The sequence below is a fragment of the Allobosea sp. 47.2.35 genome, assembly GCF_024655635.1.
Taxonomy (GTDB): Bacteria; Pseudomonadota; Alphaproteobacteria; order Rhizobiales; family Beijerinckiaceae; genus Allobosea.
In genome coordinates this window covers 183,386-200,709 of record NZ_JANLGI010000004.1, presented here as the reverse complement: position 1 = coordinate 200,709, position 17,324 = coordinate 183,386, and the positions used below count along the sequence as shown (strand labels likewise).

The window sequence follows — 17,324 nt, the reverse complement described above, 5'->3', positions numbered from 1 at the left end:
TCGGTATCCTTGCAGGGCCTGACCGGCGCCAGGCCGTAGCGAGCGTCGCGTCACTATCTAACGCATTGAATAAGGGAGCGTTTCCAATCGAGAGGGCTTAGGGTGAGAAATCTGGCGCGATTGTGGCGGCCTGTCGAGAAGACATATGCTTTTCGCAGCAGGAGCGGTTGTGGACCGGCGCGCAGGCGCTTAACTATCGCGGGGAATGGCAGGGCCTCCACGGCTCAGCCTGCCCCTGGCAGGCCATTCTCATTTCAAGCGATTTCACAGCCCGAGGAGAGGCCTCATGTCCTTTACCCTTCCCGATCTTCCCTACGCCCATGATGCCCTCCAGCCCTTCATGTCGAAGGAGACGCTCGAGTACCATCACGACAAGCACCACCTCGCCTATGTGACCAACGGCAACAACGCCATCAAGGGCACGGAATTCGAGGGCAAGTCGCTGGAGGAGATCGTCAAGGGCTCCTATGGCAAGAACCCCGCCGTCTTCAACAATGCCGGCCAGCACTACAACCACCTCCACTTCTGGAAGTGGATGAAGCCGAATGGCGGCGGCAAGATCCCGGGCGCGCTGGAGAAGGCGATCGTCGACTCGTTCGGCTCGGTCGACAAGTTCAAGGAAGACTTCGTCGCGGCCGGCGTCGGCCAGTTCGGTTCGGGCTGGGCCTGGCTCGAGGTCAAGGGTGGCAAGCTCGCCGTCAGCAAGACTCCGAACGGCGAGAGCCCGCTCGTCCATGGCGCGACCCCGATCCTCGGCGTCGACGTCTGGGAGCACTCCTACTACATCGATTACCGCAACCGTCGCCCCGACTATCTCAAGGCCTTCCTGGAAAGCCTGGTGAACTGGGACTACGTGGCCGAGCGTTTCGACGCCGCCAAGTAATCGGCGGGTAGCCGGATACGAGAACGGGGCCTCACGGCCCCGTTTTTTTGTGGGTGTCTTCCCGCACGCGCCGCGGCGCGAAGTGCCGCTGCGCAGATGCGGGACCGTCCCCCGGAAAGGCGCCTTCTCGTCACGCGGTCCCGTGTCTGCGGCGCAACGCTGCGCGCTGCACCGCGCACGGGATGACAGGTATGCCCAACCCAGCCGAGCCGCCGCTCAGGCCGCGACGTTGCGCAGGAACTGGTCGACGGTCGAGTCGAGGCGCTGCGCCTGGTCGGCAACCTCGCCCGCCGCACCACGCACCTGTTCGGCCGAACGCCCGGTCTCCTCGACGCTGTCGGCGAGCACGCTGAGATCGCTCGACACCGAAAGAGCCGAGGTGCTGGCCATGGCGACGCCGCTGGCGATCTCGCCGGTCGCGATGGCCTGCTGCTCGATCGAGGTCGCCACCGAGTTCGCGAATTTCTCGATGGCGTTCATGCGCTCGGCGATGTTCTGGATCGAGCCGACGACTTCGCCGGTCGCGCCCTGGATCGCGGCGACCTGCGCCACGATGCGGTCGGTCGCGTCGGCCGTCTGGGCCGCCAGCGACTTGACCTCGTTGGCCACCACGGCGAAGCCACGGCCTGCCTCGCCGGCGCGCGCCGCCTCGATGGTCGCATTGAGGGCGAGCAGGTTGGTCTGGGCGGCGATATCGCGGATCAGGTTGACGACCTCGCCGATCGCGCGAGCGGTTTCGTCGAGCGCCTGCACGGAGCCCGCCGTGTCGCGCGAGACGGAAGCCGCCTCGACGATCTCGGTGCGGACGCGGCGGACCTGGAATTCCACCTCCCGAATGGCAGCGCCCATCTCCTCGGCCGCCTGCGCGGCGTTCTCGACGTTGCCGGAGGCACCATGGGCGTTGTCGGCCGCGCGGGCCGCACGCTCCGAGGATTCGGCCGCGACGCGGGCAAGGCCGTCGGAGGCCTCACGCATCCGCTCGGCGTTGCTCTTGAAGGCCTCGAGCGCGAGGCCGACCTCCGTGCGGAACGAGGTGATCGCATGGTCGACGCCCTGCTGGCGCGCGATCCTCTCGACCTCGGCCGCGCTCTGCTTTTCCTCAAGCGTCGCCCGTTCGGCGAGGCGGATCTTGAGGACGCCGAGCGCGCGGGCGATCGCGCCGATCTCGTCGCGCCGGCCGAGCGCGTCGATCGGCGTCGAGAGATTGCCGTCGGAGATGCTGACGATCGCCTTGGTCATGCTGCGCAGGGGGCGCATCGCCCGCGACAAGGAGAACCAGAGCAGCGGGCCGAGCACGAGCAGGATGAGCAAGCCGAGCCCCATGGTCACGAACTGTTCCCAGGCGGCGCGTGCCACGAGGCGCGTCTTATCGAAGCGCAGGGCGACGTAGCCGATCTGCTTCTGCAGATTGCCGACGCGGACGGCATAGATCTTGGTCAGGTAGACATCGTCCTCGATGTCGATCTCGTTGCGCGTCTGCAGCGCATTCCAGGGCTCTTCGCCGATCCGCTCGGCCAGCCAGCGCGGCGTCAGCGACAGGCGTGCCTCGACGGTGCGCCCGGCGGAAGCCAGGCTCGCGATATCGTCGGCGACGATGCCGGCATCGAAATCGGGATCGCGCTGCAGCGAGGCGAGGATGTATCCGAGCGTGCTGTTGTCCCGCGACAGGATCAGCGACGGCGCGGCGTTGACCACCATCAGAGTCAGCGCCGTGACCTTCTGGTCGAGGTCGGCCCGCGTGCGGGCGTCGTTGTATCGGGCGATCGCCATCACCACGAAGACGACGGCAATGGCGACGATCGCCACCGCTGCCGCCGCGATCTGCCGACTGAGGGAGCCAAGGCCTTGCCTGCCCGGCTGCGCCGGCTCTCCCGCGCCGGCTGCGCGCCTGAACACCTTCATCGAGCCGATCATCTCCGAAACCGGCGCAAGCTGCGGCAAAGCGCGGCGCCTCCAATCCTGCGACAGAATGGCCGATGCCGGTAAACAAATCGCTTGCGGGCGTGCCCTCGACGATCAGCCTTCCAGGGCGCCAAAGCGACGTAACGGAAGGGTCGGCGGCGGTACAAAGGCAGCGATGGCGGCGTGCTCGACAGGCCGTGTCGCGATGACGGGATCGAGGCTGGCGAGCTCGTCGTCGATGAAGCCGGGATGGCACATCACGAGATGGCGCGAGCCCGGCGCGATCAGGAAGCGGGCGAGATCCGCGCCGAAATCCCGCTGCGGATCGAAGGGCGCTACGCCGGAAAAACCGCGATTGACGCGCAGGCCCCGTCGCAGCGCCGCGTTGCGGAAACCGGCAGCGAGACCGGCGATGACGAAAGCCTTGCCGACCGCGACGCCGCGCGCCTTGATCGCCACCGGACGGTCCGCGGGATCGCGGACATAAAGCGAGCCGGCCGGATAGCGCCGGGCGAGGCAATCGAGCAGCGCGCGCCGCACGCCGGGCAGAACATGCACATGCTGGTGCCCGTCGATGAAATCTGGCGGGCGTCCCAGCGCCTCCTCGAAGGCATCGAGTTGGCGCATGATCTCCGCCGCGATTTCCTTGCGCACAGCCGGTGAGAGCGCGGCGGCGCGTGCAAGGTCCTTGAGACCCGGCAAAGTGCCGCCGGGCGCGAGTTGCGGCATCGCCGAGAGCGGTGACGCACAGGTCAGGTTGAGATGCAGACCGAGATCGGCCTTGTCGGCGAAAACGCGGAGCTCGGGTGCGAGCCGGCGCCAGTGCGGGCGATTGGTCATCGCCCCGGTCGCCGTCAGCTTGCCGCGCCCGAGCAGGTCGAGAATCGCGCGGCTGACGCCGTCCGTCATGGCGAAATCATCGGCACACAGGATAAAGCCATTCGCCATCGCGTTCTCGCCCTCCATGCGCGCCAGAGCCGCCGTCGCCCGTTTCCGCGGTCGTGGCAACCCTTTTGTGGAGGCGAACCCGGATCGACCGCGCCGGAATGAAAGGGCAGGCCATTCCGGGCTTGTCGGGCGGCAAGCTTTGCGGTTCTGTGCGTCGCGCCTCGCCTGCGAGGCGATGCATCCTCGCTGAAAGGTCGTTCGTGTCGGATATCGGGTCCCAGCCGGTTCAACGTACGCCTCGGGCCTCCCGCTGGCCCGAGCTGTCCATCGTCGTGCCCGTGCATAACGAGGCCGCCAACCTGTCGCTGCTCGTCGAACGGTTGCGGACCGCGCTGACCGGCGAAGTCGCGTCATGGGAAATCGTCTTCGTCGACGACGGCAGCCGCGACGAGACCCTGGCCGCGATCCGCGATCTCAACGCCGCAGACCCGCGTATCAGTGCCGTCTCCTTCAGCCGCAATTTCGGCAAGGAGATCGCGATCGCAGCCGGGCTCGACCATGCTTTGGGCGACGCTGTCGTGATCATGGATGCCGATCTCCAGCACCCGCCGGAAACCATCCCCGCCTTCCTCGCCAAGTGGCGCGAGGGCTATCTCAATGTTTACGGGCAGCGCACCGACCGCGACGGCGAGACCCGGATGAAACGCGGCTTCGCCAAGCTGTTCTACCGGCTCTTCGGCTATTTCGGCGAAACCCCGCTGCCGGAAGGTGCCGGCGATTTCCGCCTGCTCGATCGCAAGGCCGTCGATGCCCTGCGGGCCCTGCCGGAGCGGGCGCGCTTCTCGAAGGGGCTCTACGCCTGGGTCGGTTTCCGCTCCATCGGCGTGCCCTTCCATGTCGCCGAGCGCGAGCACGGCCAGTCCAAGTTCAGATACGGCAAGCTGTTCTCCTTCGCCTTCGACGGCCTCTCCTCCTTCTCGACCGTGCCGCTCAAGATCGCGACCTGGTCGGGAGCGATCATTGCCGTGATCGCTGCGTTCTCCGCGGTCTACTTCCTGCTCCGCACGCTCTTGTTCGGCACCGACCTGCCCGGCTTCCCGTCGCTGATCGTCTCGATCATGTTCTTCTCGGGCATCCAGCTTTTGTCGCTCGGCATGATCGGGGAATATGTCGGGCGCATCTTCGCCGAGGTGAAGCGCCGGCCGCTCTACCTGATCGGCGAGCGTATCGGCTTCGACGCCCGCACCGTCGACCATCCGCGCGGCGATGCCCTGCCGCCGCTGATCCGCTAGGCCTTCATGCTCAAGAGCATCCTGTCGGTCGGCGGCTATACGCTGATCTCGCGGATCACCGGATTCGTCCGTGACATCGTGCTGGCGGCCGTGCTGGGCGCCGGCGCGATCATGGACGCCTTCTCGGTCGCGCTGCGTCTGCCCAACCATTTTCGCGCGATCTTCGGCGAAGGCGCCGTCAACCAGGCCTATGTGCCGACCTATGCACTGATCGCCGAGAAAGAGGGACGCGAGGCCGCCAATCTCTTCGCCGACCGGCTCTTCACCATCCAGCTGATCGTGCAGATCGTCCTGCTGGCACTGGCCCTGCCCTTGATGCCCTGGCTGGTGACCGTGCTGGCGCCGGGCTTCACCAAGGACCCGGCGGTCTTCGAGCTCGCGGTCGCACTGACGCGGATCACCTTCCCCTATCTGCTGTTCGTGACCATGGTCACGTTCCTCGGCGCGACGCTCAATGCCGTCGAGCGCTATGCCGCCTTCGCCGCCGCGCCGATCCTGCTCAACGTCTTCATCGTCGCTGCGCTGGCCGTGCCCTTCCTGTTCCCGAGCGCGGCCCATGCCGCCGCCTGGGGCGTCGCGATCTCCGGCGTGGCGCAATGGATCCTGCTCTATGTCGCGGCGCGGCGAGCCGGCGTCTCCGGCAAGGTGGTGCGCCCGCGCATGGATGCCGGCGTCAGGCATTTCCTCAAGGTGTTCGGGCCGGCCGTGATCGGCTCGGCCGGCGTGCAGATCGCGATCTTCACCGACGGCATCATCGCCTCGATGCTGCCGCGCGGCGGCTATGCCGCGCTCTACTATGCCGAGCGGCTCTACCAGCTGCCGCTCGGGTTGATCGCGATCGCGGTCGGCACCGTCGCGCTTTCCGCCATGAGCCGCGCCATCGCACGGGGCGACGAGGCCGCCGCCAATCGCGCCCAGAGCCGCGCCATCGCGATCTCGCTCGCCGCCAGTGCGCCCTTCGTCGCGGCCTTCGTCGCTGTTCCCGAGATGATGATCGCCGGGCTGTTTCAACGCGGCGAGTTCGATGCACCGGCGAGCGCGGCGGCCGGCGCGGTTTTGTTCGCCTATGCGCTCGGCCTGCCGGCGATCGTGATGATCCGCACGCAGGTCTCGGCCTTCCAGGCGCGCGGCGACACGATGACGCCGATGCTGGTCGCGCTCGCGGCCATCGCCTGCAATGTCGCGATCAAGCTCCTGCTCTGGCGCGACTGGGGCGCACCCGGACTGGCCCTGGCGACGGCGGCCGGCGCCTGGGTCAACCTGATCGTACTCTTCGTGCTGGCGCGGCGACGCGGCCTGACCGCGCTCGACCGGCGCCTGCCCGGCTTCGCGGCGATCATCTGCAGCGTGGCGGCTATCTGCGGCCTGCTGGCCTGGTGGGGCAAGCCGCTCGCGCTCAAGCTGACGGCCGCCCTGCCCTTCGAGCCGCTCCTGATGGCGGTCCTGCTGGTGTCCGCCGTCGCGGCCGTGCTCTACGCCGTGCTCGCGGGCGGCCTGCTCAAGGTGACGGGGCTGCTCAGGTTGCTGCGCTAGCTCAAGCGAGGAAGCGCTTCGCGCCGCCGAGCAAGGCTGTTGCCTCGGCCACCATGCGCTCGACGATCTCCCCGGCGCTGAGGATATCCGCGACCAAGCCCGCTGCCTCGCCGAAGATGACGGCGGCCTTGTCAGGATCGCCGGCCATGAAGGCTTCGCGATAGGCCGGGCCTTCGGCTGCGACGGCCCCCTTGAGCGCCGCATCGCGACCAGCCCATTTCGCGATGAAGGCGTTGTCGGAGACGCGGATATCGAAGGGCTTCGGCCAGTCGAGTTGGCGAGCGATATCCGGCAGGGAAGAGCGCACGGTCTGGTCGCCGGTGGCTGCGATGGCCGCAGCGTGATGGCGCTCATGCACCAGCGCCTCGCGACTCGCCCAGAAGCGCGTGCCGGCCAGAACGCCATCAGCGCCCAGCATCAGGGCAGCGGCCAATCCACGGCCATCGGCGATGCCGCCTGCGGCCAGCAGAAGCGTATCAGGGCTTTCGCGGGCGATCAGGTCCGCCGCCTCCGGCACGAAGGGCAGCGTCGCGCGGTCGGCGCCGTGTCCGCCAGCTTCGGAGCCCTGAGCGACGATGATGGTAGCGCCCGCCTCGATCGCCTGCCGGACATGGGCGAGCGTCTGGCACTGGCAGATCAAGGGCACGCCCGCCGCCGCGATCTCGTCGGCGAAGGGGCGCGGATCGCCGAAGGAGAGCATCAGCGCTGCCGGCTTGTGCGCCAGCGCCTGCGTCAGAAGCTCGGGCTTCCTGGCCATCGACCAGGTGATGAAGCCGCAGCCGACCTGTGTGTTGCCGGCTGCGGCGAATTGCTGCTCGATCCAGCTGGCGTCGCCATAGCCGCCGCCGATCAGGCCGAGGCCGCCTGCACGCGTGACCGCCGCAGCCAGCGCCCCGCCGCCTGCCAGCGCCATCGGCGCCGACAGGATGGGATGGGCGACGCCGAGGCGTTCGGTCAATCGCGTGGCGAGGCGCGCCATGGATGTAGCCTTCCGGCTCAGGCCGCCTTCGGCTTGCTGTGGGCGTAGTCCATGTAGAGCTCGCGGGCGCGGCGGAAGAGCGGGCCGGGCTGGAGCGTGCGGTTGTCGATACGGGTCACCGGCATGCACTTCGAGTAGTTGCCGGACATGAAGATCTCGTCGGCCTGCTCGAAATCCTCGTAGCGCAGGCTGCATTCCTCGACGGGCACGCCGCTCTCGCGCAGCAGCTTGATGACGCGCTGGCGGGTGATGCCGTTCAGGAAGGTGCCATTCGGGACCGGGGTCTTCACCACGCCGTCCTTGGCGAGGAAGATGTTCGAGGTCGCGGTCTCCGCGACATTGCCCTGCATGTCGAGCACCAGCGCGTTGTCGAAGCCGGCGGCCTTCGCCACCTTCAGCACGCGGGCATTGTTCGGGTAGAGGCAGCCCGCCTTGGCATCCGTCGGGGCGGTCTCGTAGCTCGGGCGGCGGAAGGCGCCCTTGGTGACCGAGAAGCCGGCCGTCGGCTGCGGCATCGCCGCCTCGAACAGGCAGAGCGCGAACTGGGTCGATTCCGGATCGGGCATGATGGTGGACGGGCCGTCCGCCTCGCCCCAGTACATCGGCTTGACGTAAATCGCCGTGCCAGGAGCGAATTTCTTGACGCCCTCGAACATCTTCCCGACGATGAAGTCGGCCTCGACGGTCGGGTTCAGGCCGAGCGCGGTGGCCGAGCGGTTCACGCGGGCAGCGTGCAGGTCGATATCCGGCGCGACGCCATCGAAATAGCGGCCGCCGTCAAAGACCGAGGAGGCCTGCCAGAGCACATGGCTGCGCGGACCGACGATGCCGGGGTTGCCCTCATGCCAGGCGCCATCGAACCAGGTCCACGTCTGAGAATACCATGCCATGACGGCGCTCCATTATAGGCGATTTAACTCAGCCGCACCGTCCTCCCCCCACCGCTCGCCGTCAACATGCCGCGACGCATATCGCGATGACGGGATGTGATGGAAGCAATCGGCCCGCGTGATGGATCAGAAGCCGAGTGCGCGCAGGCCGGAGATCGCGGCCATGCCGACGAGCAGCGCCAGGAGCTCGCTGCGCCGCAGGATCATGGTGCCGACAGCGGCCAGCAGCGCGATCGCCGCAGCCCAACCCAGCCGCTCGATCAGAGGCAAGACGGTCGCCACCACGATCGAACCCGGCAGGGCCGCGAGCCCGCGCCGGACATGGGGCGTCAGCGGGATGATGCTCATCAGCGCCACGCCGGAGATGCGGCAGAGATAGGTCGCGGCCGCCATCGCGGTAATGGCGATGATCGCGCCCCAGGTGCCGGGATCAGGCAGCGTCATCGCTGAACGCTCCCGTGACCGCGCCGGCGAGCGAGCCGACGATGATGAAGGCATAGCCGTCGATGAGCCGGGCCGTGACCAGCGCGACGAGGCCTGCGACGACCCAGGGCACCATGCCGCGCTTCCCGCGCCAGAGCGGCACGATCATCGCGGCGAAGAAGATCGGCATCACGAGATCGATGCCGTAGCGGCGCGGATCGCTGACCAGCGCGCCGAGCATGTAGCCGCCGCCCGTGGCGATCACCCAGACCAGCCAGAGCGCCAAGCCCGCGCCAACCAGAACGCCGAGATCACGCCCGCCCTCGGCGCGGTAGCGCGTGCCGATCAGCCAGTTGGCATCAGTGAAGAAGAAGAGGTGGAAGGCATTGAGCGCCTTCGGATATTTGGCGAACCAGGGTTGCAGCGAAGCGCCTTGCAGGACCATGCGCGCATTGACGGTCGCGGTGACCACGGCGATGCCGGCGATGGCGCCCCAGCTCCATTCCGGGCGCCAGAGCTCCAGCGAGACGAGCTGCGCGACGCCGGCATAGACGAAGCCGCTCATCAGCAAGGTCTGGAAAAGGCTCAGCCCCTTCGCCGCCGCGGCAGCCCCGAAGGCGACGGCGAAGACGACGATGCCCGGCATCAGCACGGAGACCTTGCGCAGGCCGAGCATCATGCCCGCGGCAGTGATCGGTGCGTCCGGGACGGCCGGCGGCGTGTTCGGGTCGGGCGACATGATCCTTCCAGAAGCGTGAAAGCCGGCGCGAAGGTCAACGCGCACGAACGGCGCGGCTGCATGAATTCCGCGCAGGGCGCGACAGCCTTCGGCAGGGGCACTACAGATGAGGCATGCACTGGTTCGACGACGCCGATGCCATCGCCTCTGCCCTGCCCGCGATCTGGCTCGTCCGGACGAATGCCGCTCCGCGCAACCTGACGGAGCGCTCCACGCTGAGGCGTGGCATGGCGCGGCGGATCGTGGCGCGCCAGCTTGGCTGCCCGGAGGAAGCCGTTGCCATCGCGCATGACGCGGCCGGTCGTCCTTTTCTTGATCTCCCCCAGGAAGCCGGCCTGCATCTTTCATTGGCGACACGGGCCGGGATCGTCGCCGTCGGCCTGGCGCGTCATCCGCTGGGCGTCGATGTCGAACAGGTCGACGAGCGAGCTGCACCGCCGCTCGACCTGTTGCATCCCGACGAGCGCAGCGCTCTCGACGCCGTCGCCTCCGCCGAGCGCCCCCGGAGCTTCGCGCGCCTCTGGGCCGCGAAGGAAGCCTATGTGAAGGCGTTGGGATCGGGCTTCCGGCGGGCACCGGAGAGTTTCGCGGTATCGCTTCTGTCGGAGAAGGCGTTTCGGGTAGCGGACGCCTCCGCCCCGACAGACGCCATCGGTGTTCTCCGCACCATGAAAAACGGCGGCCATGAGATCATGGCCGCCGCGATCTTCGTTACCAGCTAGGCTGAAGCCATCAGCCCGCCTGATCGATCGGCTTCTTCTTGAGGGAATAGCCGACGATGCAGACGAAGGCCGCACCGAGCACCGCCGCCGTGTAGAACGGCACCTTGGCGGGCAGGAGGCCGGCCGGGTTCGTCTCGGAGACCGGCACGGCCTGGACCCAGCTCGGCATATGGACCTGGAGCCACTGCATCACCGCCATGTCGCTGAGCAGCATCTCGCCCGCGATCCAGCCGAGCAGGGCGGCGCCGAGCCAGATCAGGATCGGGAAGCGCTCGAGAACCGACGAGAGCAGGCGGGCGCCGAAGATGATCAGCGGGATCGTCAGCAGCAGGCCGAAGACGAACAGCTCGAAATGGCCACGGGCGGCGGCTGCGATCGCGAGCACGTTGTCGAGGCTCATCACCGCATCGGCAATGGCGATGGTGCGTACCGCCTTCCAGAGATTGTCGCTGGCCTCGATCTCGCCATGCGCCTCTTCTTCGCCCTTGGCGAGCTTGATGGCGATCCAGAACAACAGCAGCGCGCCGACGACCTTCAGGAACGGGATGTTCAGGAGGTAGCTGACCACCACCGCGAAGATGATGCGCAGGCCCACCGCCGCACCGGCGCCGAGCCAGATGCCGACCTTACGCTGCTTCTCCGGCAGTGAGCGCACGGCGAGCGCGATCACGACCGCGTTGTCGCCCGAAAGCAGCAAGTCGATCCAGATGATCTGGAGCAGTGAAGTCCAAAAGGCGGAAGATGCGAAATCCATTGGTCAGGTTGCCCCTTTTTTTTGCAGTTTGTCAGAGAGCCGGATCAGGCCGGCGTGTTTTGATGAAGTAGCCGAGCACCCTAGAGCGCCTGTTCCACAGCCTTGCCGGCGGCTTCCGTGCCGAGCGAGCCGCCGAGATCGCGCGTGCGGGTGCGGGCATCGCCGAGCGCGCGCTCGATCGCGGCCTCGATCCCCTTGGCAGCCTCATGCTCGCCGAGATGGTCGAGCATCATGGCACCCGACCAGATCATGCCGACGGGATTGGCGATGCCCTGCCCGGCAATATCCGGCGCCGAGCCGTGGACCGGCTCGAACAGCGAGGGGTGATCGCCGGTCGGGTTAATGTTGCCGGAGGGCGCGATGCCGATCGTGCCGGTGCAGGCCGGGCCGAGATCGGACAGGATGTCGCCGAACAGGTTGGAGGCGACGACCACATCGAAGCGGTCGGGATTCAGCACGAAATGCGCAGTCAGGATGTCGATATGGTACTGGTCGACGGCGACGCCCGGATAGTGCTTGGCCATCTCCTTCACCCGCTCGTCCCAGTAGGGCATGGTGATCGAGATGCCGTTCGACTTGGTGGCGGAGGTCAGCTTCTTGCGCGGGCGGCGCTGCGCCAGCTCGAAGGCGTATTTCAGCACGCGGTCGACACCGACGCGGCTCATAACCGTCTCCTGGATGACGATCTCGCGCTCGGTGCCGGCATACATGCGCCCGCCGACCGAAGAATACTCGCCCTCGGTGTTCTCGCGCACGACGAAGAAGTCGATGTCACCGGGCTTGCGATTGGCGAGCGGGCCGGGCACGCCCGGCATCAGGCGGACGGGGCGCAGGTTGACGTATTGATCGAACTCGCGCCGGAACAGCAGGAGCGAGCCCCAGAGCGAGATATGGTCCGGCACCTGCTGGGGCATGCCGACGGCGCCGAAATAGATCGCGTCATGGCCGCCGATCTTCTCCTTCCAGTCGTCTGGCAGCATCTTGCCGTGCTTCGCGTAGTAGTCGCAGGAAGAGAAATCGAACTGGTCGAGACGCAGCTCAAAGCCGTATTTCTTCGAGGCGGCCTCCAGCACGCGCAGGCCCTCGGGCATGACCTCCTTGCCGATGCCGTCGCCGGGGATCACGGCGATGCGGTAAACGCGGTTGGTGCCGGTCATGCGGTCTCTCCGAAGAAGGCCTTGAACTCCGTGGCGACGAGATCGGGGACCTCCTCCGCCAGATAATGTCCGCCCGGCAGAGCCCGGCCGCGCACATCCTGCGCACGCTCGCGCCACAAGGCCAGAGGGTCGAAGCATTTTCCGATGACGCCGCGCTCGCCCCAGAGCGCCAGCAGCGGGCAGGCGAGCTTGCGGCCACCATCGGCATCGTCGTGTGCGATGTCGATCGTCGCGGCGGCGCGATAATCCTCGCAGCTCGCATGGATCATCGCGGGATCGCGGAAGCAGCGCAGGTATTCGGCAAGCGCTTCCGGCTCGAACAGCCGCATGTCCGCGGCGCGCCGGCTCGTCCAGTAGAAGTCCGGATCGCTCTCGATCATGCGCTCCGGCATCGGCGCGGGCTGGATCAGGAAGAACCAGTGCCAATATGCGCGGGCGAAGGCATCGGTCGTGTCGCGATACATCTCGCGCGTGGGCGCGATGTCGAGGGTCGCGAGCTTCAACACGCGCTCGCCATGGTCGAGCGCTAGGCGATGCGCGACGCGGGCGCCGCGATCATGCGAGCCGACGAAAAAGCGTTCGTGCCCGAGCACGCTCATCACCTCGGCCATGTCCTGCGCCATGGCGCGCTTCGAGTACGGCGTGTGCTCGGCGTCGCTCGGCGGCTTGTCGGAATCGCCGTAGCCGCGCAGGTCCGGGCAGATCAGGGTGAAATACGGGGCGAGCAGCGGGGCGATCCGGCGCCACATCACATGGGTCTGCGGATAGCCGTGCAGCAGCAGCAGCGGCGGCCCCTCCCCGCCCACCCGCACGCGAATGCGCGGCCCCGACGTCTGGACGTCGAGCAGGCGAAAACCGGGAAACAGATTGTCCGTGACGGGACGTTCGGTGAGGCTCATAGGACCGCGAAGATGCAAGAATGCGTCAGCGCATACCCTGATAGCCCAGGGATTTCGCGCATGGATTATTACATAATGTCGATCAATGGTGGGAAGGGAGTTCTGGTTGGCGAGTGCGAGCGAGCCGCTCCGTCATGCTCGCCCTTGTGGCGAGCATCCACGTCTTGAGCACGACCTTCGACCAGCAACGACGTGGATGGTCGGGACAAGCCCGACCATGACGAGATAGCGCTATCAGCCGCGCAGTGTCGCGCCGTAGCGCTTGCCGATCTCGGCGACGATCTTGCTGCCGACGGCCTCGATCTCGGCCTCGGTCAGCGTCTTCTCGGTCGGCTGCAGCGTGACAGCCAAAGCGACCGACTTCTTGCCGGTCTCGACGCCCGCGCCCTCGTAGAGATCGAAGACACCGACATTGGCGATCAGCGCGCGATCGGCGCCCTGCGCCGTCTTGACCATGTCGCCGGCCGCCACCGCCTTATCGACGATGAAGGCGAAATCGCGGGTCACCGGCTGGAAGTCGGAGAGCACGAGCTTCGGTTTCACCTTGGTCGGCTTGGCCTTGGGCAGCGGCAGCCCATCGAGATGAATCTCGAAGGCGACCAGCGGACCCTTCACGTCAAGCGCCTTCAGGATCTTGGGATGGACCTCGCCGAAGGCGCCGATCACGCCCTTTGGGCCGAACTGGAGTGTGGCGGAGCGGCCGGGATGGGCCCAGGTCGGGCCGCCCGCGACGATCTGGAGACCGCCGGTCGGAATGCCGAGCCCCGAAAGCAGGCCGAGCACATCCGCCTTGGCGTCGAACAGGTCGACGGGCTTGGCGCCGCCATCCCAGTGACGGCCGGTGCCGTCGAGACGGGCGGTGCCGCGGCGCAAGCCGGTCGCGGCGATGAGCTGGCCTTCCGGCTCGTCACTCTTGAAGACCTGACCGACCTCGAACAGCGCGACATCGGGGAAGCCGCGATCGGCATTGCTCTGCGCGGCGCGGATCAGGCCCGGCAGCAGCGAGGGCCGCATGTCCGAGAGATCGGCCGCGATCGGGTTGGCGAGCGCCAGCTTCGGCGAGCCGCCGCCGAAAAGCTTGGCCTGATCATGCGAGATGAAGGACCAGGTCACGGCTTCGACAAGGCCGCGCGCCGCGAGCGTACGCTTGGCGGTGCGGGTGCGCTTCTGCAGCACGGTCAGAACCGGCTTGACGACCTCGCCCTTGATGCGCGGCAGCGGCGTCGAGGCGACGCGATCGAGCCCGGCGATGCGGACGATCTCCTCGACGAGATCGGCCTTGCCGCCGACATCGGCGCGCCATGACGGCGGAGCGACCGTGACGCGGTCGCCCGCGCCCGTGACCTCGAAGCCGAGCGAGGTCAGCGCCGCCTGCATCTCAGCCTGCGGCAGGTCTAGCCCGGTGAGGCGCTTGACCTCGGACCAGGGGAAATCGATGGCAGCGGGGCTGGCGGGCAGTTCGCCGGCGAATTCCATCTCGGAGGCTTCGCCGCCGCAGAGCTCGATCACCATCGCGGTCGCGAGATCGAGGCCGGGGCCTGCGAAATCGGGATCGACGCCGCGCTCGAAGCGGTAGCGCGCATCCGAATTGATGCCGAGCGCGCGGCCCGAACGGGCGACGTTCAGCGGGTCCCAGAGCGCGCTCTCGATCAGCACGTCGGTGGTCGTCTCGCTTGAGCCCGAGGCTTCGCCGCCCATGATGCCGGCGAGCGACTCAACGCCATGCTCGTCAGCGATCACGACCTGCTCGTCGGTGAGCGTATAGGTCTTGCCGTCGAGCGCGAGGATGGTCTCGCCCGCCTTGGCGCGGCGGACGGTGAGATTGCCCTTCACCTTGGCGGCGTCGAAGACGTGCAGCGGCCGGTTGCGGTCGAGCGTCATGAAGTTGGTGATGTCGACCAGCGCGTTGATGGGCCTGAGGCCGACGGCGCGCAGGCGCGCCTGCAGCCAGTCCGGCGAAGGGCCGTTCTTGACGCCGCGCACGAGGCGCAGCGCGAAGGCCGGGCAGAGCTTCCGGTCGTCCTCAGCGAAATCGAGTTTCACCTTCACCGGGCACGGGAAGGAACCGCTGATCGGCTGGATCGGTGCGTTCTTCAGCTTGCCGAGGCCGGCGGCGGCGAGGTCGCGGGCGATGCCGGCGACACCGAGCGCATCGGCGCGGTTCGGCGTCACCGCGATCTCGATCACGGCGTCGTCGAGCCCGGCATACGGGGCATAGGGCTGGCCGACGGGAGCATCATCAGGCAATTCGATGATGCCGTCATGATCGTCGGACAATTCGAGCTCGGCTTCCGAGACCAGCATGCCGTTCGATTCGATGCCGCGGATCACGCCCTTGCCGAGCGTGACCTTCTTGCCGGGAATGTAGCTGCCCGGCGGCGAGAACACGCCCTTCATGCCGGTGCGCGCATTCGGCGCGCCGCAGACGACCTGCACGGGCTCACCCGCGCCGGTATCAACCATGCAGACGCGCAGGCGGTCGGCGTTCGGATGCTGCTTCGCCTCGATGACATAGGCGATGGTGAAGGCCGAAAGCGCGGCGGCGCGATCCTCGATCGCCTCGACCTCGAGGCCGACGCGGGTCAAGGTCTCGGCGATCTCCGCAACGGAGGCGTCGGTGTCGAGATGCTCTTTGAGCCAGGAGATCGTGAACTTCATGCGTCTACGTCCATCGGGGCGAATACCTCCACCAGACGGAAGCGTTCGCAAAGCAAGGGCATGTCGGGGCTGAAGACACCGATGCGCCGGAAATAGGATTCGTGGGCCTCCCGCCAGAAGGCCAGGGAGCGGTCGCCCTCCCCTTCGTCGAAGGCGAAGGCCTCGTCAACTTCATCGAAGCGCCGCGGGATCAGTTCGAGCGTCTCGATGACGCAGACGGGCCGCCCAGCGCCGTCGAGCACGATCCAGAGCTCGTTGAGCTTGGGGCAATCGGGCGCATCGAGCGTGTTCACCGTCGCGATCTTGCGGCCGCTGACGACCAGCGCGGCAAGCTCGGTCGCGAGCTCCGGGCTGTCGCCGAAGGAAAAGCTCGGGCAGCCGCGATAGCGCTCGGGCAGGGAGGCGATCAGGTCAGCGTCCATCGTGCCCCGCCTGTGCCGGCGCCTTCGGCAGGGCATCGTTGAGCTTGTTGGCGCCATCGGTGCTGATCCTCATGGCGTTGCCGCGCCAACTCACCTCGCCGCCGACGAAGGCATAGGCCCAGATGCCGGGGAAGGCGATGTCGCGTGCCAGCATGGCGAGCGGCGTACGCCAGTTCAGGAACCAGCCAACGCTGGCGGACAGCACGATATCGCCGGCATACCAGACGAGCAGCACGAGGAGTGGCGCAAGCCAGGCCGGCAGGCCGATGGCCGAAGCGCCGAAGGTGGCCAGCACGGCGGCGAGGAAAGGCGTGGAGAGGATTTCCAGCGCGAAGAACGGCAGGAAGGTCACGCGCCGCAGGCGCGCCCAGCGGAACTGGCGCTGCACGACGTCCCTCAGTCGGCGCCGGCCAAGCGGTTGCTCGAAGGGCTGGCCGACGAGATGGACCTGCCGGCCGGTATTGCGCACCAGCTTGGTCGAGGCGGCATCCTCGGCGATCTCGGCGCCGAGCGCGGCGATGCCGCCATTGGCGTCGAGGAAGGGCTTGTTCCAGAGCATCGACTTGCCCTGCGCGAAGCCGAGGCCCAGCGCCTCACCGACATATTGCCAGCGCGCCTGGAAGGCGTTGAGGAAGGCGCATTCGACTTCGGCGCCAATGCATAGCGGCCGGGAGCCGGCCGGCGTCGAGCAGACGAGGCCGGTGGTCGGCTGCCAGGCGGCCAGCATGCGCTGGATATAGTCCTTGGGCATCAGCACGTTGGAATCGGCGAGGATGACCCAGTCGGTCGTCGCCGCCTCCCAGCCGCGCACGCAGTTGTTGAGCTTGGGATTGGCGCTGACCGGCACGTCCCCGACGATCAGGCGGTCCTTCCCGGTGCCGTAGGTGCCGATCAGTTCCTCGATCAGCGGGATGATCGGATCATGGGCGTCGGCGACGCAGAAGATCGTGCTGTAGCTGGGATAGTCGAGTTCCAGCCCCGAGACCGCCGTCTCGCGGCTGAAGGCCTCGATGCCGCGCACCGGCCGGACGATGGTGACAGCAGGCAATTCTTCGAGCAGGGCAGAGCGCTGCAGGGGCCGGCGCAGCCGCCAGAGCGCGATGGCCTGGCTTGCCAGGTTCATCACGACCAGCAGCACGGCGATCGTCGCCGCCCAGCCCGCAGGCGTCATCGCGCCCTCCCC

General features: G+C 67.3%; 16 protein-coding genes. 4 read left to right on the top strand and 12 right to left on the bottom strand.

Annotation, left to right across the window (positions count from 1 at the left end; all coding sequences use genetic code 11):
- Positions 1 to 286: 286 nt before the first annotated feature.
- A complete protein-coding gene (locus NUV79_RS07985; protein WP_257732534.1) occupies positions 287 to 883 on the top strand; it encodes a superoxide dismutase in 597 nt (198 codons plus the stop codon).
- A gap of 216 nt (positions 884 to 1,099) precedes the next feature.
- Here the strand turns inward: NUV79_RS07985 and NUV79_RS07980 are convergent, their stop codons facing one another.
- Positions 1,100 to 2,785 carry a methyl-accepting chemotaxis protein gene (locus NUV79_RS07980; RefSeq protein WP_257732533.1) on the bottom strand — a complete coding sequence of 562 codons (1,686 nt, stop codon included), beginning with the start codon at positions 2,783 to 2,785 and terminating at the stop codon, positions 1,100 to 1,102.
- A 114-nt stretch (positions 2,786 to 2,899) separates the two neighbouring features.
- Positions 2,900 to 3,733: a ChbG/HpnK family deacetylase gene (locus tag NUV79_RS07975; RefSeq protein WP_257732532.1), complete on the bottom strand. Its 834-nt coding sequence runs from the start codon at positions 3,731 to 3,733 to the stop codon at positions 2,900 to 2,902.
- Positions 3,734 to 4,005: 272 nt separating this feature from the next.
- On the opposite strand from NUV79_RS07975, the gene NUV79_RS07970 reads away from it, so the two are divergent.
- Together NUV79_RS07970 and murJ are read left to right on the top strand one after the other, a co-directional pair.
- Positions 4,006 to 4,965 (top strand): glycosyltransferase family 2 protein, encoded by a 960-nt coding sequence (locus NUV79_RS07970; protein WP_374678998.1) that lies wholly within the window; start codon positions 4,006 to 4,008, stop codon positions 4,963 to 4,965.
- Positions 4,966 to 4,971: 6 nt separating this feature from the next.
- Complete coding sequence (gene murJ / locus NUV79_RS07965; RefSeq protein WP_257732531.1) at positions 4,972 to 6,498, top strand: murein biosynthesis integral membrane protein MurJ; 1,527 nt, start codon at positions 4,972 to 4,974, stop codon at positions 6,496 to 6,498.
- Position 6,499: 1 nt separating this feature from the next.
- On the opposite strand, the gene NUV79_RS07960 is transcribed toward murJ, so the two are convergent.
- From NUV79_RS07960 to NUV79_RS07945, 4 genes are all read right to left on the bottom strand, one after another.
- The gene (locus tag NUV79_RS07960; RefSeq protein WP_257732530.1) at positions 6,500 to 7,477 is read right to left on the bottom strand and encodes an NAD(P)H-dependent flavin oxidoreductase; all 978 of its coding nucleotides are present in this window, start codon (positions 7,475 to 7,477) and stop codon (positions 6,500 to 6,502) included.
- 17 nt (positions 7,478 to 7,494) lie between these two features.
- Positions 7,495 to 8,367 (bottom strand): branched-chain amino acid aminotransferase, encoded by an 873-nt coding sequence (locus NUV79_RS07955; RefSeq protein ID WP_257732529.1) that lies wholly within the window; start codon positions 8,365 to 8,367, stop codon positions 7,495 to 7,497.
- Positions 8,368 to 8,493: 126 nt separating this feature from the next.
- The gene (locus NUV79_RS07950; RefSeq protein ID WP_257732528.1) at positions 8,494 to 8,811 is read right to left on the bottom strand and encodes an AzlD family protein; all 318 of its coding nucleotides are present in this window, start codon (positions 8,809 to 8,811) and stop codon (positions 8,494 to 8,496) included.
- Positions 8,798 to 9,529 (bottom strand): AzlC family ABC transporter permease, encoded by a 732-nt coding sequence (locus NUV79_RS07945; protein ID WP_257732527.1) that lies wholly within the window; start codon positions 9,527 to 9,529, stop codon positions 8,798 to 8,800. Before NUV79_RS07945 ends, NUV79_RS07950 begins: the two co-directional genes overlap by 14 nt.
- 227 nt (positions 9,530 to 9,756) lie before the next feature.
- Between NUV79_RS07945 and NUV79_RS07940 the strand changes: the two genes are divergently transcribed.
- Positions 9,757 to 10,251, top strand: a complete 495-nt coding sequence (locus NUV79_RS07940) for a 4'-phosphopantetheinyl transferase family protein (protein WP_257732526.1) — start codon at positions 9,757 to 9,759, stop codon at positions 10,249 to 10,251.
- 10 nt (positions 10,252 to 10,261) lie between these two features.
- Here NUV79_RS07940 and NUV79_RS07935 read toward each other — a convergent pair whose 3' ends face one another.
- The 6 genes from NUV79_RS07935 to NUV79_RS07910 form a co-directional block, all read right to left on the bottom strand.
- Positions 10,262 to 11,005: a TerC family protein gene (locus NUV79_RS07935; protein WP_257732525.1), complete on the bottom strand. Its 744-nt coding sequence runs from the start codon at positions 11,003 to 11,005 to the stop codon at positions 10,262 to 10,264.
- An 80-nt stretch (positions 11,006 to 11,085) separates the two neighbouring features.
- Positions 11,086 to 12,162 carry a tartrate dehydrogenase gene (locus NUV79_RS07930; protein WP_257732524.1) on the bottom strand — a complete coding sequence of 359 codons (1,077 nt, stop codon included), beginning with the start codon at positions 12,160 to 12,162 and terminating at the stop codon, positions 11,086 to 11,088.
- A complete protein-coding gene (locus NUV79_RS07925) occupies positions 12,159 to 13,061 on the bottom strand; it encodes an alpha/beta fold hydrolase (protein WP_257732523.1) in 903 nt (300 codons plus the stop codon). Before NUV79_RS07925 ends, NUV79_RS07930 begins: the two co-directional genes overlap by 4 nt.
- A gap of 234 nt (positions 13,062 to 13,295) precedes the next feature.
- Positions 13,296 to 15,719 (bottom strand): phenylalanine--tRNA ligase subunit beta, encoded by a 2,424-nt coding sequence (gene pheT / locus NUV79_RS07920; protein WP_257732522.1) that lies wholly within the window; start codon positions 15,717 to 15,719, stop codon positions 13,296 to 13,298.
- Complete coding sequence (locus tag NUV79_RS07915) at positions 15,716 to 16,141, bottom strand: ASCH domain-containing protein (protein ID WP_257732521.1); 426 nt, start codon at positions 16,139 to 16,141, stop codon at positions 15,716 to 15,718. The genes pheT and NUV79_RS07915 overlap by 4 nt, the downstream gene beginning before the upstream one ends.
- Complete coding sequence (locus NUV79_RS07910; protein WP_257732520.1) at positions 16,131 to 17,312, bottom strand: ceramide glucosyltransferase; 1,182 nt, start codon at positions 17,310 to 17,312, stop codon at positions 16,131 to 16,133. The genes NUV79_RS07915 and NUV79_RS07910 overlap by 11 nt, the downstream gene beginning before the upstream one ends.
- Positions 17,313 to 17,324 lie beyond the last annotated feature (12 nt).

Coding starts and splice junctions, on each gene's coding strand:
- NUV79_RS07985 (WP_257732534.1), top strand. CDS start 287: ATGTCCTTTACCCTTCCCGATCTTCCCTACGCCCATGATGCCCTCCAG.
- NUV79_RS07980 (WP_257732533.1), bottom strand. CDS start 2,785: ATGAAGGTGTTCAGGCGCGCAGCCGGCGCGGGAGAGCCGGCGCAGCCG.
- NUV79_RS07975 (WP_257732532.1), bottom strand. CDS start 3,733: ATGGCGAATGGCTTTATCCTGTGTGCCGATGATTTCGCCATGACGGAC.
- murJ (WP_257732531.1), top strand. CDS start 4,972: ATGCTCAAGAGCATCCTGTCGGTCGGCGGCTATACGCTGATCTCGCGG.
- NUV79_RS07960 (WP_257732530.1), bottom strand. CDS start 7,477: ATGGCGCGCCTCGCCACGCGATTGACCGAACGCCTCGGCGTCGCCCAT.
- NUV79_RS07955 (WP_257732529.1), bottom strand. CDS start 8,367: ATGGCATGGTATTCTCAGACGTGGACCTGGTTCGATGGCGCCTGGCAT.
- NUV79_RS07950 (WP_257732528.1), bottom strand. CDS start 8,811: ATGACGCTGCCTGATCCCGGCACCTGGGGCGCGATCATCGCCATTACC.
- NUV79_RS07945 (WP_257732527.1), bottom strand. CDS start 9,529: ATGTCGCCCGACCCGAACACGCCGCCGGCCGTCCCGGACGCACCGATC.
- NUV79_RS07940 (WP_257732526.1), top strand. CDS start 9,757: ATGGCGCGGCGGATCGTGGCGCGCCAGCTTGGCTGCCCGGAGGAAGCC.
- NUV79_RS07935 (WP_257732525.1), bottom strand. CDS start 11,005: ATGGATTTCGCATCTTCCGCCTTTTGGACTTCACTGCTCCAGATCATC.
- NUV79_RS07930 (WP_257732524.1), bottom strand. CDS start 12,162: ATGACCGGCACCAACCGCGTTTACCGCATCGCCGTGATCCCCGGCGAC.
- NUV79_RS07925 (WP_257732523.1), bottom strand. CDS start 13,061: ATGAGCCTCACCGAACGTCCCGTCACGGACAATCTGTTTCCCGGTTTT.
- pheT (WP_257732522.1), bottom strand. CDS start 15,719: ATGAAGTTCACGATCTCCTGGCTCAAAGAGCATCTCGACACCGACGCC.
- NUV79_RS07915 (WP_257732521.1), bottom strand. CDS start 16,141: ATGGACGCTGACCTGATCGCCTCCCTGCCCGAGCGCTATCGCGGCTGC.
- NUV79_RS07910 (WP_257732520.1), bottom strand. CDS start 17,312: ATGACGCCTGCGGGCTGGGCGGCGACGATCGCCGTGCTGCTGGTCGTG.